This window comes from Herbaspirillum lusitanum P6-12, from assembly GCF_000256565.1.
Taxonomy (GTDB): domain Bacteria; phylum Pseudomonadota; class Gammaproteobacteria; order Burkholderiales; family Burkholderiaceae_D; genus Herbaspirillum; species Herbaspirillum lusitanum.
The window spans coordinates 1-15461 of sequence record NZ_AJHH01000376.1 but is presented as its reverse complement, the minus strand read 5'-3'; the positions used below and the strand labels follow the sequence as shown (position 1 = coordinate 15461).

The window sequence follows — 15461 nt, the reverse complement described above, 5'->3', positions numbered from 1 at the left end:
CCGCCTTTGCTTAAGCTGGTCGTGGAAGAACGGAAATCAGTTCTTCGCGACCGGGCTGCGACAGCACGCCATCCACCAGCGCCTGGGCCAGTTCGCGCGGGTTCTTCTTGAGCGGCTTGGCCAGTTGCATGGCCAGGTTGCAGGCGATGTCGCCATGCGACGGATCGCGCGGACGCTCCAGCGTAATCGTTGGCGTCAGGCCGGAACCTTCGATCAGCGGCGGCCTGGAATAATTCGGTGATGCGTTGTTTTTGTTGGGCGAGCATGGGAACGGAGGGGTCGGCGGCCGCGCTGACAACGCCAGCCGCACATTGATGAATATATAAACCCCGGATTATACCGGCTTGCCGCGCTCGGATTGAAGCCGATCTTGCAGGCCCGCATTCCGCCTCAGGCCGCCGCAGGCGTCGCCGACGACTGCGCCTGGCGATAAAGATGCAGGATGCGCAACAGACGACCGACCGGCACCCCCATGAACAGGCCGTACAACAGGCTGACCGCGAGCGTGAACAAGGTCCCCTGCACATAGGTGGAATACAAGACCTGCAACACGGCCACACCGTACTTGACTGCAAACACGCCGACCATCATCAGCAAAGGCAGCCAGCTGCCCCGCAACCAGACCGTGCCGCGGTCCGGATAGGGGGTGATGCCGGAACGCCCGGCCGCCGTCGCGCTCAACACGCCGCTGACCAGCGCCGCCAGCGCGGCTACTGCCAGGGCCCGGGCATCGGCGTGCGCTTGCTGGTACAGGCCGTTCAGCGACAAGACCAGCAGCAGCAGCGGGATCAGCGCTACCTTCAACAGCGGGGTTTCCCGGTCGGCGCCGGCCAACCAGCCGCGATAGACCAGGAAGGCCAGGAAGGCCCAGACCCACAGCGGCGTATGAATGATCATTTGTTGCAACATGGCGACTCCTGGAATGAAGAAGGAAAGGAATGCCGCCATGTTAGGCGCGCCGCGCGCGCGTCCCAGCGCTATGCGATGAACGGCGCGAGGACGGCGGGCTGCGGGGGATTTGATGCGATGAGTGGATGCGCCGGATGGGGCGTACCGGCTCAGATATCGACCGGATCGACTTCCAGCGACCATTTGGCGCGGGTCTTCGTCTGGCGCAAGACCTCCATCCAGTCGCGCAGGAAGGCCTGCAAGGCCGGCCGCGACGGGCATTCGACCAGCAACTGGGCACGCTCGACGTTGGCCACGCGCGTCATGGTCATCGGGATGGGATCGTTGATGGTGATGCCCGGGTGCTCCAGGCAGGCCGCCGCATCCTGCAGGAAAGCCAGCGCGACATCGAGTTCGGCCGCTTCGGCGCGCAGCAGCGCCTGGTAGAGGAACGGCGGCAGGGCCGCCTGCCGGCGCTCTTCGAGCAACTGCGTGGCAAAGCCGTCGTAGTCGTGCGCGGCTACCGCGCTGTACAGCGGATGATGCGGATAACGACTCTGGATCAATACTTCGCTGGGCGAACCGCCCTCCTTCTGACCGGCCCGGCCCGCGCGGCCGGCGACCTGCATCAGTTGCGCGAACAGGCGCTCGCTGGCGCGGTAGTCGTGCGAAAACAGCGCGGTGTCGGGATTCATCACACCCACCAGCGTCAGGCGCTTGAAGTCGTGTCCCTTGGCGACCATCTGCGTGCCGATCAGGATATCGACGTCGCCGCGGTGCACGCTGTCGAAGGCATTCTGGGCCGAACCCTTGAGGCGCGTGGAATCGGCGTCGATGCGCAGGATGCGCGCCTCCGGAAACATCGCCTGCAAGCCTTCTTCGACGCGCTGGGTGCCGCGTCCCAGCGGTTGCAGGTCGACGTTGCCGCAGGTCGGGCAGGCTTTGGGGATGTACAGTTCCAGGCTGCAATGGTGGCAGCGTAAGCGCCGCTCAGGCTTGTGCAGCACCATGAACGAAGTGCAGCGCATGCAGTTGCTGATCCAGCCGCAGGCATCGCAATTGAGCACCGGCGCATAGCCGCGCCGGTTGAGGAACAGCAGCGACTGCTCGCCGCGCTCCAGGCGCAGCTTGAGCGCCGCCACCAGCGTCGAGGTCAGGCCGTCGTTGGGACGGTCGCGTTCCATGTCGATCATCTTGACCTTGGGCAACACGGCGTCGCGCACCGCGCGCTCGCGCAGTTGCAGCTTGCGGTACCGCCCGGCCTGGGCATGCTGCCAGGTTTCCAGCGATGGCGTGGCCGAGCCCAACACCACCGGAATCGCCAGTTGATGCGCACGCCAGACCGCCAGATCGCGCGCCGAATAACGCAGGCCTTCCTGCTGCTTGTAAGACGGATCGTGCTCTTCGTCGATCACGATCAGTTTGAGATGCGGCAACGACGACAGGATCGCCAGCCGTGTGCCGAGCACGATGCGCGCCTGGCCCTGGTGCGCCGCCAGCCAGCTGAGCGTACGCTCGCCTTCGGCCAGGCCGCTGTGCAGGCTGACCACGTGGACGCCCGGAAAGCGCGCGCGGATATTCGATTCGAGCTGCGGCGTCAGGTTGATTTCAGGCACCAGCACCAGTACCTGCGCCACTTCGCCGGCGGCTTCATGCTGCGCCAGGATGCGCGCCGCCGCCTGCAGGTAGACCTCGGTCTTGCCGCTGCCGGTCACGCCATACAACAGCAGCGGCGCAAAACCCTGCGCGCCGGCGATGGCGTCAACGGCCTCCTGCTGTTCCGGCTTCAACTGCGGCGTGTTGACCGGATTGCCGTCGTGGCCGGCATCGAGCTTGGCCAGCTTCTTGAGCGCACGATCGAGCGCGGTGGTGGTCAGGGTGCGCAGGTTCTTGGGCAAACCGGGCAACGCCACCTCGCCCAGCGGGCGCTGGTAATAGTCGGCGGCGAAACCGCACAGCGCCAGCCACTGCGGCGGCAGCGGCGCCAGTTGGCTGCGCACCGCCAGCACGTCCTTGAGCTTGCCGTCCGGCACGTCGGTCTGCTCGGCCAGGCCGATGATCAGGCCCGCCACCTCGCGACGGCCGAACGGCACGATCGCCAGTTGGCCGATTTGCGGCAGCGCCAAACGCCCGGAAAGCGCGCGCGGATATTCGATTCGAGCTGCGGCGTCAGGTTGATTTCAGGCACCAGCACCAGGATCTGGGCGCGCTCGCCACTCTCGGCAGCGCGGCGCAGGATGGCCGCTGCCGCTTGCAGATAGACCTCGGTCTTGCCGCTGCCGGTGACGCCGTACAACAGCAGCGGCGACCCGTGGCTGTTCTGGCAGAACAACGCGCCGAAATGGGTGCCCCGGATACCGATGGTCGCCGTCGGCGTGTCGAAACTGACGGCGTCGTGGTTGCGTTTGCCGACCAGCCCGGTGACGGCGCGCAGCCCCCCCTTGACCAGGCTGATGGCGACGTTGTCCTGCGCCGGTTTTTCGGCATCGTACAAGTAATTTTTGACCACGACTTGCGAACCGGGTCGCAATACGATTTCCCCATTGTCCAGGAACTTTACGCGGGTATAAGTATTGGCCTCCGTGATCAGCGTGTCGCCTTGCTGGATCTCGGACTTCACAGCCATCACAGCCGTCTTGCCGTCAGCGTGCTTCACGGTCAATATGCCGGACAAGTGCGTGACGGTGCCAACTACCTGGGCATAGCCCGGATTGCTGAAACCCAGCACCGCCGCCAGGCTCAGTAATTGCCAAAGACGTAGCCAGGACGGCCGGTATGCCGTGCGGCCAGAGTGGTATCTCGCGTGGATGATTGTTTTCATGTTCTCAGGTCCTCGAGATATCAATTGCAGAACATCTTGGATGTCTTGGCCTTTGCCGTGACACTGCTTTTCTGTGTCGGCACGCTTTGTTCCGGAGCCTCGGAACCGCCGAATGTACCGGGATCGCCGCCTGTAGTCATCGTGTTCGCCAACGACACGGGGTTCGTGCCGGCGGTTGGCGGCGCCAACGGCATCACCGGATTGTTCACCGCCTGCGTCGTGGTCACGCTAGTCACCACGCTGTTGGAGGCCGGGGCCACGTTCTGCGCGATGATCGGACTGATGATTTGCTGTACCGCTTGGGCGATGGTGATTGTGGTGCCGTTGATATCGGTGACGCTCACACCCGGCGCATACACCGGAGCCGGAGCGGGAGTATAGAGTCCTTGGGTGAAGATATTGGCGTTGACAAAAATACTGCCTCCCGAAGCCAGGCTGATCGTGCCGCCGCCGGTGGAAGTAATGGCGCCGTTAATGACGAGGTTGTCCGGTCGCGGCCGCGAGTCAAGTCACCTGCATCATCTGTATCACCTGCTTCGGCTGCATTGTCGTCGTTGCTGCCGTTGGACCATTCGATCAGGTCGCGCAGCGTGACATAGGAACCGGCGCGCTTGGAAATTTTTACTTCCTCGCCGTTCTTCATCACCGTGACCATCTTGTGCAGCACGTAGTCGGGATAGCCTTGCGGGATACCGACGTTGGCCGCCTGCAGGCCGGCGCGTACGCGCGCGATGGTGCCGTGGTGGTCGCTGCCCTGGATATTGATGACCTTGCCGAAACCGCGCTGCCATTTGGTGATGTGATAGGCGACGTCGGGCACGAAGTAGGTGTAGGTGCCGTCGCCCTTCTTCATGACGCGGTCCTTGTCGTCGCCGTAGTCGGTGGTCTTGAGCCACAGCGCGCCGTCCAGTTCGTAGGTCTTGCCGGCCTTGCGCCGGCGCTCAGCGTGATGCCGCCCGACGACGTTACGCCGCCGCTGCCGATCGTCAGCGGACTATGCGCCGCGAGCGACACGGAAGCGGCGGGACCGGTTGCCCTGACAGCGCCGCCGGTGGCAATTCCCAGTGTCGTCAGTCTGTCTGCGAGCGTAGGAATGGGATCGAGGTCAGGCGCGGTCGGCAGCGTCGTCAAAAAATCCGCCCCGGTACCGAGGGTGGTGGTCGCCATCGCACCGGTGTTGCTGATATTGATGCTGCCGTTGGCATTGGTGACGCCGTTGATCCTGACGGCGTTGGTGTCGGCGGTCGCCAGGTTATTGACCAGAACGATATTTCCCATGCCGCGATTGTTGGCGGCGAAGGCGGCGATGCTGTTCGCCGCCGCGTCCAGCGTGGTGCCCGTCACGGACGACGTCAACAATTGCTGCTTCACGTGCAAGGCCGCAGTCTGCGTGATGGCGCCATTCTGGGCTTCCAGCACCAGGTTGCGCGCAGTGATGTTGCCCACCACGAGGTTGTCGGCGGCTTGGCTCAGACTGACGGCGCCGCCACTACTGATGACGCTGCCGCTGCTCTGCGAGAACGAATCGGTCACGCTCAATGTCGAGCCCACGCCGCCGTTGATCGCGCCGATGCCGGACAGGGTCAGGTTGCTCACACGCGCCGAACCCGATATGTTCAGGATGCCGACGTAGGGAGTGGGATCGGTCGCCACGAAATTGTTGATGCCGTAAGCTTCGCCACCCCCTCCTTCACCACCTCCTCCTTCGCCGCTGACCATCAGGCTGGAACGGCCCGTCGAAACGATGCTGCCGACGTTCACGGTGCCTCCGCTGACACTCAGGGAGGCGCCATCGCTGAGAGTAATGCGGCTGACGGTGTCGATGCCGTCCGTATAGCCGTGTGAAAGCTGGGCGGCCGAACCGACGAGGATATTGTCGATGGCGGTCGGGAAGTAGCCGGTCGACCATGCGCCTGCGTCCCCCCACGACGAGTAGCCTTCGTTGAGAAAAATGGTCTCCGATCCTCTCAGGCCCAGTTTCACGCCCTGGCCACCCTTATTGTAAAAAGGCTTGATCATCTGCAAGCCGCCGTCGATGGTAAATATGTCGCCATAGACGTGACGGAACACGCCGCTGCTGGTGCTGGCGCCGGCACTTGCGATCGGCGCGAAGTCGAGCGTCAACACCGGCGTGGAGGAACCCAGCCATTTCGTCTGGAGGGTGCCGTCCAGCGCGATGGACTCGCCGCTATAGGTCAGCCTATCGTAGCTGTCGGCGCTGGCGACATCGATCAACAGCTTGCCTGCCGATTGCTGCTCATAGTTGCCGTTGATCGCCAAGGTACCGACCACACCGTCGCCGCCCGGCGCCAGAGTGCCGTTGTTGACCAGGGTGCCCACGGTTATCGAACCGGTTCCGTACAGTTTGCCGCCGACGCGGTTGGTAAAAGCATTGAACGACATGCTCGCGCCACTCAATGTCGTGGTGCCGGTGTTGCTGAAAGAGTTCCCGCTTGAAGAAGCGCCCGGCCCGACCGTGAAGGAACCGGCATTGACGATATCTCCGCCAGCAAAGCTGCTGCCGCTACCCGACACCGCCACCGTGCCGCTCTGGTTATTGGTCAGGCCTGCCGCGATGCTGACGCTGTTTCCTGCTCCGGTTACGGCGAGATAGCCGTCGTTGATCCAGGCGCCGCTTCCGCTCAGTGAAGCGGAGTTGCCCGCGCTGCCCAGATTCATGGTGCCTGTCGCGGCATTGGCCATCGTGCCATTGGCGATGACCGAGCCGGTCACGTTCATCGTTCCGCCGTTGGTCATGCCGTTCTCGAACTTGATATTGGCGCCGCTGATATTCAATGTACCGAGATTGCTTACCGCCCCGTTGTTAAATCCTGCCTGCGTGAGGAGGTTGAGCGTCCCAGTCACTTGGTTGTTAAATCCGCTGACGGTGTTGATCGTCCCGTTGGAGAGGGTAAACACGCCTGCGTTGGCGATCCCGGCGGTTACGGTCGCGCTGCTATCCACCAGGCTCATCGTCCCGGCGTTGGAAACCGCCCCTGCATTCAGCACCGCGACGTTCAGCGTGGTGCTCGCCCCGGCGGCGGTGGTCATGTCGCCGATGTTGAGCGTCGCGCCGTTGTTCGCAGTCAACGTTCCCATGTTATTGAAACTTGCGGTCGCGTTCAGCGTGGATGCATTGACCATCACGCTGGCGCCGTTATTGTTGATGAAAGTATCGGTGTTGAGAACAGAAGAATTGGCCGCCGTCAGGACGCCGGAGTTAGTGAAGCTGCTGGCGCCGAGTCCCGCGAAAATACTGCTCAGACTCAACGTCCCCGTGTTCACCACGGCGCCGAGCGAGCCGCTGACGTTGCCCAAGGTGAAAGAAGCGGCATTGGTCAGGCTGCTGGCCGTGAGCTGCGAATTCTGCAGATTCACTGTGCCGTTATTGCGAAGCATGCCATTAACATTGACGGTGGCGCCAAACGTGGCCGCCAACGTACCTCCGGTATTGACGGTCAGATTGCCGGTATTGACTATGCCGCCCACCGGCAAGCCCTCGTTCATGAGACTGCTCGCCAGATCCAGAAGACCGCCGTTGCTGATCGTCAAATTGCCATTGGCGTTGCCGCCAACGCTGTCGCTGACATTGAGAGTGCCGCCGTTAAGCGCAATCTTGCCGTTGAGCTGGGCTGAGTGAACGCCGGTCGTGATGCCGTTGGCGTTGGTGTTCAGGTTCAACCCCAGCTTGTCGGAAGTGCTGGTGATGTTGGCATTGACGACGATGTTGTTGTCGGCGTTGAGTGTCAGCACGGCTTCTGCGCCGCCAGACTTCGTGATGTCGGCGCTGACCGTGATGTTTCCGCCGCTTGCGGCGCCGCCGTTGCCAGTGGCCAGCGTCACGTTGGTATTGCCGTTCAGCAGGGTGTTGATGGTGGAGGCGCTGATGAAGGACGAACTTCCGTTGGACGTGATGATGTTGGGGTTGCCGCCATCCGGAATGATGTTGTTGGCCGTCTCGACCACCACTTCCAGATTGTAAGGATCGATATACCACTCACCGCCCGAGCCCACCGTCGGCATTTTCACCACATCCAGGGATTGCTTGCCGGAAGTCTCGATGAAACCGCCCCGACCCGCCGCACCGGTGGCTGAGATATCGCCGTCAAGATGAGCGCTTTTTTCGGAATACAGCACCACGCTGCCGCCCTTGCCCGCGCCATCGGCCGTGACCTTCGAGGCCGCCGTCGTCGTCAGATCTTGCGACGCGCGCAAGAAGATGCGGCCGCCGTCGTTCACCACGCTGCTCGCGTTGATGTCGCCGCTATTGCTGATCAACCCGGCGGCGATGCCAATGCGACCGGCCTCGGCAGTGATCGCACCGAGATTGGTGACCTTGCCGGTTGCCCCGGTGACGTTGACCGTCACCCCCGGCGTCCCGGTGTCGATCAGTTGCACCGTCTGCCCTGCCGCCAGCAAGATTTCGCCATTGGGGCTGGTGATGACGCCGTTGTTGTCGACGTTGGCGCCGATCAGGTAAACGCTGCCGCCGCTGGCGGTCTTGATGGTTCCCTGGTTTTCGACATTGCCGGCAATGCCGCCTCCGCTAAAGTGAAGACGACCGGCCAGAAAATCGCTGTCGTTGACATTCAGCGTGCTGGCGATGAAACGCGCGACGTCCACCACGCCGCCCGGTCCGACCATCAGGCCGTTCTGATTGACCAGCACGACGGTGCCGTTGGACTTCAGCAAGCCGTAGATCTGCGACGGATCGGCACCCGTCACGCGCGCCAGGAAGGCGTTGCTCGCGCTGGTCTGGCTGATGTCAACGACGGCGTTGGCGCCGATGCTGAAGCTGGTGAAGCTGCCGATGGCGGCGCTGGAACTCTGATTGATGTTGAGGGTATTGCCGTTCTGCGCGATGGTGGCGGTGCCTGCAGTGATGACGCCGCCGGTCGGCAGTGTGTTGACGCCGGGTGCGGCCGCCAGGGCGGGCACATTCCAGGCGGCGCAGATCGCCGCCGCCGTCACCGACATGCGCAGCGACTTGCCGAACATGGCGCGCCACGAACGTCGCAGCAAACCCGTCAGCAATTGCGGCACCGGCTTGCGCGGCCGCCAGCTCATGGTCAGGCGGCGATTGCCGACGCGCAAGGAAACCGATGGCGGCAGCAATTCGACCTGCGGGGCTGCCTTGGAGAGGGGATTCTGTGGTTTATTCATGTCATGCCTCGCTCAAAACCCTAAACTGGCGCTGACGTGCGCATTCAGGTCGCCGCGTTTCTCTGTTGCCGAATTGCCCGGATTACCCACGCGACCGACATCCAGCTTGATGTTGAAATCGCGTCCGTATACATAGCGTGCGCCGACACCCATGCTCGATACCGTCAAGCTCGATGGAATGCCGCTGTTGCCGACGTTGTTGTTGTAGCCGCGACCGACATCGTAGAAGGCCAGCAGGCGCAGGCTGCCCTTGGGCAATAGCTCTGGCGTGTAGATCTCGGCGTTGACGACCAGGCCGCCGTCGGCCGACACCGCGCGTTCGGTGAAACCACGTACTGCCGTCGAGCCCGCCAGGCCAAATTGTTCGGCCGAGACCAGCGGATCCTTGGCGTACTGGGCGGTACCGGCAATACGCATTTGCCAATCGTTGCCAAAGCCTTTGAAGATCGACGCGCCACCGCGCAGGATGATGAAATCGTCGACGGTGTTGCGGCTGCCGGGCGTCAGGTAGGAGTAACGATCGGTGCGGCCGTCGCTTGTGGTGTTGGTATACGCGGTACCGGTGGCCCAGTTGCGCGCGATGCCGATGTTGTAGTCGATACTTTGGCCGACGCTGCGCGTCTGGCTGCTGTAAGTCACGCTCAACGGCGCCGTCGTGTACGGCACGCAGGATGCAACCGGTGGCGTCGGCGGCGCGATACTGAATTCAATGCCGCCGAAGCTGCAACGCGAATCGATCTTTTTGTAATCGATGCCGAACACCAGCCTGGCGCTGGTCTCGCCTTGGCGCGCGAAGAAGTGGTTCCAGCGCAAGCCGTAAATGTCGCCCTTGCCGGTGAAACCGAGCAGGCCGCCGAGGGTCGGCGAAGAACTCGGCGAATTGACGCTGGATTTACCGTAGATGAAATCGAGGCTGTCGCCAATACCGTACAGCGGAATGCGATAGCCTATTGAATAGACGTCGACCTTCACGCCGGAAGGGCTGTCAGGGGAAGTGGTGTAGGCGAGCGTTCCCGATTGATCGCGGTCGAACAGGTTCGCATGCTGGATCGCCACACCCGTCCGCCAGTGTCCCGTCGCCGCGACGCCGGTGTTGTCCGCCGTCAGGAAAACGCGCAGCGGATTGTTGTCGACCACCTTCACTTCCGCATCGATCTTGCCTTCGTCGTCACCGCTGCCCAATGCGACGTTGATTTGTTTCGCCGGGTTGTCGTTGCTCAGTTGTACGGCTTCCGAAATCTTGCGCAGGTTGGGCGGTTTTCCGCTCTGCAGTTGCGGCAAGCTGGCGCGGATATTCTGTTCGCTGAAATATTTATTGCCGGTGACGGTGATGTTTCCGACCGTTCCCTCGGTAACCTGAATGCGTACCACGCCGCTGGTCAGTTCCTGCTCCGGCACGTACACCTGCACGGCGTTGTAGCCAGCGTTGCGGTAGGCGTTTTCGAGGGCTTCCAGCGCTTTCTGAATGTCGCCGTAAACACTGTTCTGACCGACCATTGGCGCAACCAGGCGGTCGACCTCGTCGGCGGGCAGTAGGCTATTCCCTTCCACCTGGAAACGCGTGATGTTGAAACGTTCGTCGTCCGCCAGCGCGCTCGCCGCGACGACGGTCAACGTCATCCCCAATAGACATTGCATCAAACGATGTTTCATTTTTTATGCTTGGTTCAGGACCGCGGCAGCCTGCAATCTGCAGACCGCCGTCGCCTCGATTTATCGTGAACTTCCCTGCCCTCTTGCATCGTGCACATTCTTCATGCGCACCAACGCCCCTGCATTCCTCCGGTCCAGATCGTCCGCTCGCACACACGCGACGTACATGCGAGATACACGTCTACGCGCGATGCACACGCCAAACTGCCGGGTGCTTGCGCACGCGGCAGAATATTCAGCGACAGAAACTATCCAGTGGAAAAATATGATGCGATGACCGTAGCGTCAGGCGTTGTTCTTCTTTTTACGCACGCTGCCCGCTCCTGCGACGAAACCGCCAACTAAGCGCCACCCACCCCGACGGCGCTACATACCGGCAAGTATAAGATTGAGCCTATTGCCTGTCGACAAAAATCGTGCATATTCGATGGGCGTTTTCGCTTAACTTGCAACGTGCTGCGGCTTTAATTTCCATGTGGAAATTTAATCAGAGGTTTTGCCCTGTAACGCGCATCCCGGGCGGCATTCACGCCGCCCACCTGCGTTGTCATTTTGTCTCGAAGGTGGTCACGCCATCCCAATCCGCGGGCAAAGGATGCTCACGGAAATAGGCGATGCGTTGCAAGTAGAGATCGTATAAACCATGCGGATTTTCCTGCCTCAAGGCAATGATTTCCTGCTCGGCCTGATCCCATTGTTGCTGACGCACCAGCGCCAATGCAGCCGTCCATTTGTCGAGCGAGGCGCGTTGAGCGGGGGTCAGTTCCGCCGCCAGTCCGAGCGGTTCGAAGATCGGCACCGGTTCGTTCTTGCCCTTGACGCGTACGCTATCCAGCTCACGGTAAGCGAACTCAGGCGCCGCATCCCGCGTGGCCTGACCGACTAGTACGCCGACGCCGTAGACCTTGGTGATCGACTCCAGGCGCGACGACAGGTTGACCGCATCGCCCATCACCGTGTAGGCCTTGCGGATCTTGGAACCCATGTCGCCCACGCGCATGTTGCCGGTGTTGAGGCCGATGCCGATCTTCAGCGGCGGCCAGTTGCGCTTGGCGAATTCTTCATTGAGCACGAGGCAGCTCTGCTGCATCTTGAGCGCCGTCGCCACCGCACGCGCGGCGTGGTCGGGCAACTCGATCGGCGCGCCCCAGAACGCCATCACGGCGTCGCCGATGTACTTGTCGAGCGTGCCGCGATTGCCGCGGATGTCTTCCGACATGGCGGTCAGGTAGGCGTTGATGTACTCGCGCAATTCATTGGGCTGCAAGCCTTCCGAAATCGTGGTGAAACCGCGCACGTCGGAGAACATCACGGTCAGTTCGCGGCTCTCGCCTTCCATGTTGTAGCTGGCCGGATTGGCGGCCATTTCGGCGACCAGTTCCGGCGCCACGTATTCGCCGAACAGGTTGACGATGGCGCGGCGGTTGCGATATTCGAACAGGTAACCCCAGCCGAGATTGCAGATGAACAGCGCGGCAATCAGCAGCAAGGCGGTGGCCATCGGCAGCACCAGCCCGGCGCTGTCGTACAGCCAGAAGTTGAACGCGCCGACGCCGAATGCCGCCCCCGATGCCAGCAGGATCGACCACAACGGCCCCAGCAGCGGCAGCAGCAGACCGAGCACCAGGCCTATCACCAGGATCTGCACGAGGTCGAAACCGACGGCAAATTCCGGCCGCTGCTTGAAGTCGCCGTCGAGGATGGAGGCGATGATGTTGGCGTGGATTTCCACGCCGGGATAATTCGGACTGACCGGCGTGGCCCGCAAGTCGTACAGGCCCGGCACGGTGGTGCCGACCAGCAGGACGCGCCCGGCAAGGTCGTTCTTGGGGATGCGGCCCTTGAGGATGTCGACCGCCGGCACATAGCGGAACGCGCCGCCGTGGACACCGCCACGACCGCGATAAGTCACCAGCGTGGTCAGGCGCCGCTCGACCGGGATGAAGGTCGGACGCGGTTTGGTGTCGAGCGCAATCGACTCCAGCGCACCGTAGTCGCGCAACTGCTGGTCCGACATTACCGCATCCTGCTGCAGGAAGATGGGCTTGATGCGGCGGCCATCCAACGCCACCCGTGCGGTGGCCAGCGCCAGCGATTCATAGAAATTGTCGCCGATCTGCGCAATCAGCGGCACACGGCGCACTAGGCCGTCGTTGTCCAGCACGGGATTGAAGAAGCCCCCCGATTCCGCCGCTTCCTGCAACTGCGGGAGGTTCGCGCCGTAGGCGCGCCAGTTGATCATGTCGAGACGGCGCCCGCCGAGCGCCGCAGTGGTGAAAACCGGCTTGGGCAACTGCCCCTTGGAAATGGCGCTCGGCTCATTGGACAAGTTGTAGCCCATCACCACCGGACGGCCCTGGATGGCAGCAGCCATGCGCGCATCGAAATCGAGTTTGGGTTTCAGCGCCTGCAATTGCTGGCCGAATTGCGGCAGGCCCTTGAGCTCGCTGTGGGCCAGGCTTTCCAGCGTGGCGTAGCCGGAGCTGTTGTCGGGTTCGGCGAACAGGACGTCGAAGGCGACGGTCTGCGCTTCGTAGCTGTCGGTCATCTTGCCGATGAGAGCGGCAACGACGTCGCGGCTCCACGGCCAGCGACCGACTTCGGCGATGCTCTTCTCGTCGATGTCGACGATGACGATGCGCGGATCGGTCTCCACTTTGGCGATGCGCATGCGCATGTCGTAGAAGAACAGATCGATGCGTTCAGTCAGAAACGCCGGCAGCATGCCCATCACTTGCCCGCCCGCCAACAGCGTCAGTACCAGCGCCAACGACCAGCGCGCACCATGTTTTGCGAAGAGACGACGCACGGCTTCCCCCTGAGAATATTTTGTTGCGATGATGCCAGCACTACCGGCGAATCACAACGGAATTCCGCTGAGGGAAGCGGCGTCAGAGCGCCGTCAGTGGTGGAAACCGATCAAGAGAATTTCCGCACGGCATCTAACGCCAGGCCGGCGCCGATGCTGCCGAACAGATCGCCTTCGACTTGTTTGGCGCTCGGCACCAGCGCGGCGATGCGCTTGCGCAGCAGATGCACGCCGCTGGAACCGCCGGTGAAGAACACCGAGTCGATGGCGTCGGCTTTCACGCCGGCGTCGGCCAGCAGCTTGCCGACGGTCTGCTCGACCGACGTCACCAGATGGTCGATGCTGGCGTCGAAGCCGGCACGGGTCAGTTGCAGTGTATCGGGCGGACGCAGGCGATCGAGTTCGAGCGTGAAGGATTCCTCCGCCGAGAGGCCGATCTTGGCCGCTTCCACTTGCAGCGCCAGCCAATGGCCGGCGCGCTGTTCGACCAGGTCGAGCAGGCGCGCGAACTTGTCGCGCTCGGCGACTTCGCGATAGACGTCCTGCAATTGCTGCCAGGCCTTGCGCGTGTAGATCAGGTTGATGGTGTGCCAGGTCGCCAGGTTGAAGTAATAGCCCGACGGCACTTCGCTGTTGCTGGTCAGCTTGCTGCCGAGACCGAGCAGCGGCATGACGCTGGACAGGCTGAGGTATTTGTCGAAGTCGGTACCGCCGATGTGGACGCCGCCGGTGGCGAGGATGTCGTCGAGGCGGTCGCTCTTCTTCGCGCGTTCGGGCGACAGGCGCACCAGCGAGAAGTCCGAGGTGCCGCCGCCGATGTCGGCGATCAGGACCAGCTCTTCGCGGGTGATGGTGGATTCGTAATCGAAGGCAGCGGCGATCGGTTCGTACTGGAAGGCGATGTGCTTGAGCCGACCGCGCGCGCGATCTCTTCGAGCGTGTCTTGCGCCAACTGGTCGGCCTCGGCGTTGTCGTCGACGAAGTGCACCGGACGGCCCAGGACCACGCTGTCGAAACGACGGCCGGCGGCGCGCTCGCCGCGTTGCTTGAGTTCGCCGATGAACTGCGACAGCAAGGCGCGGAACGGCAGCGCGCGGCCGCCGACTTCGGTCTGGCCGTCGATCATGCCCGAGCCGAGCAGGCTCTTGAGCGAACGCATGAGCCGGCCTTCGTAGCCGGCCAGGTAGGTCGACAACGCAGCGCGGCCGTAGCTGAATTCATTTTCATCGGCGTTGAAGAACACCACCGACGGCAACGTCATCTTGCCGTCTTCAAGTGCGAGCAAGGAAGGTTGTCCCTGCCTGCTCCAGCCCATCGTGGAATTGGAAGTGCCGAAATCCACGCCGCAAGCGTCTGACATGCTTATCCCTGCCGTTTTTGCAAAGGCGCGATGATATAGAAAAGCACGGCGCGTGTCTGTAGCAAAGCGGATACCGGAGGCACGGCTTTCCGCAATGCGAGAAAATTGCCAAAACAACAAGCAAAACAATGTCATTTCCGCACCATTTGGCAGCATGAAATACACATCAAATAAAAATCATTATCATCTATAATTTGCAGCTCCCTCTTCCCGCCTCGTCTACGGTATGCGCCAAGACTTGCAAGACCTGCCTCTGCTGGATGCCCTGATGCGCCATTACGACGAACTCGTCGATCATGTGCGCAGGCGTTTCGGCGACAAGAATTTCGCGCATGAAGTCGTACACGAGGTATACATGCACGTGGTGCGCACCCGCCCGCGCGAACAGGAAGGCACGCCGCTGGCGCTGCTCAAGCACATCTCCACCTGCAAGGCGATCGACCTGCAACGCGCGGCCACCAGCCGCAGCCAATGGCAGGAATCGGTCGGCGCCGTGCCCGACACCAACCTGCACCACAGCGACGGCGAAGAAATCCTGCGCGGCAAGCAATTGATCGATGCGCTCGAAATCGTCATCGACGATTTGCCGCCGCGCTGCCGCGAAGTATTCCTGCTGCACAAGCTGCAGGACATGTCGCAAGACGCCGTGGCGACGCAGTTGGGCATTTCGCGCAAGATGGTGGTCAAGCACATGGAGCGCGCGATGTCGGCGATCCGTCCGGTGTGGAGCGACGCCCATGCGGAGATCGGCGACGCCGCCATGCGCG

Annotated in this window: 8 protein-coding genes and 3 pseudogenes; 1 reads left to right on the top strand and 10 read right to left on the bottom strand. The window is 62.2% G+C overall.

The window, feature by feature from the left end; genetic code table 11:
- Positions 1-34: 34 nt before the first annotated feature.
- From argS (HLUSI_RS0111960) to HLUSI_RS28285, 10 genes and pseudogenes are all read right to left on the bottom strand, one after another.
- Positions 35-266, bottom strand: a pseudogene (gene argS / locus HLUSI_RS0111960) (arginine--tRNA ligase); the annotation flags it as partial.
- Positions 267-390: 124 nt separating this feature from the next.
- Positions 391-909 (bottom strand): DUF6622 family protein, encoded by a 519-nt coding sequence (locus tag HLUSI_RS0111955; protein WP_016834197.1) that lies wholly within the window; start codon positions 907-909, stop codon positions 391-393.
- A gap of 149 nt (positions 910-1058) precedes the next feature.
- The gene (locus tag HLUSI_RS0111950; protein ID WP_016834196.1) at positions 1059-3014 is read right to left on the bottom strand and encodes a primosomal protein N'; all 1956 of its coding nucleotides are present in this window, start codon (positions 3012-3014) and stop codon (positions 1059-1061) included.
- The gene (locus tag HLUSI_RS35055) at positions 2948-3709 is read right to left on the bottom strand and encodes a FecR family protein (RefSeq protein ID WP_083830927.1); all 762 of its coding nucleotides are present in this window, start codon (positions 3707-3709) and stop codon (positions 2948-2950) included. Before HLUSI_RS35055 ends, HLUSI_RS0111950 begins: the two co-directional genes overlap by 67 nt.
- Before the next feature lie 20 nt (positions 3710-3729).
- Entirely contained in the window at positions 3730-4053 is a 324-nt protein-coding gene (locus tag HLUSI_RS0111940; RefSeq protein ID WP_016834194.1) for a hypothetical protein, read from the bottom strand.
- Between the two features lie 146 nt (positions 4054-4199).
- A pseudogene (argS, locus tag HLUSI_RS31570) lies at positions 4200-4640 on the bottom strand (arginine--tRNA ligase domain-containing protein); the annotation flags it as partial.
- Positions 4559-8872, bottom strand: coding sequence for a two-partner secretion domain-containing protein (locus HLUSI_RS28295; protein ID WP_016834192.1), 4314 nt, complete (start codon positions 8870-8872; stop codon positions 4559-4561). The gene HLUSI_RS28295 and the pseudogene argS (HLUSI_RS31570), both read right to left, overlap by 82 nt.
- A gap of 12 nt (positions 8873-8884) precedes the next feature.
- Positions 8885-10492 carry a ShlB/FhaC/HecB family hemolysin secretion/activation protein gene (locus HLUSI_RS0111925; RefSeq protein WP_016834191.1) on the bottom strand — a complete coding sequence of 536 codons (1608 nt, stop codon included), beginning with the start codon at positions 10490-10492 and terminating at the stop codon, positions 8885-8887.
- 580 nt (positions 10493-11072) lie between these two features.
- Entirely contained in the window at positions 11073-13256 is a 2184-nt protein-coding gene (locus HLUSI_RS0111920) for a CHASE2 domain-containing protein (protein ID WP_414086749.1), read from the bottom strand.
- Positions 13257-13444: 188 nt separating this feature from the next.
- Positions 13445-14694, bottom strand: a pseudogene (locus HLUSI_RS28285) (Hsp70 family protein).
- Between the two features lie 226 nt (positions 14695-14920).
- Here HLUSI_RS28285 and HLUSI_RS32200 point away from each other — a divergent pair.
- A partial coding sequence (locus tag HLUSI_RS32200; protein ID WP_016834189.1) for an RNA polymerase sigma factor occupies positions 14921-15461 on the top strand: 541 nt, incomplete at its 3' end.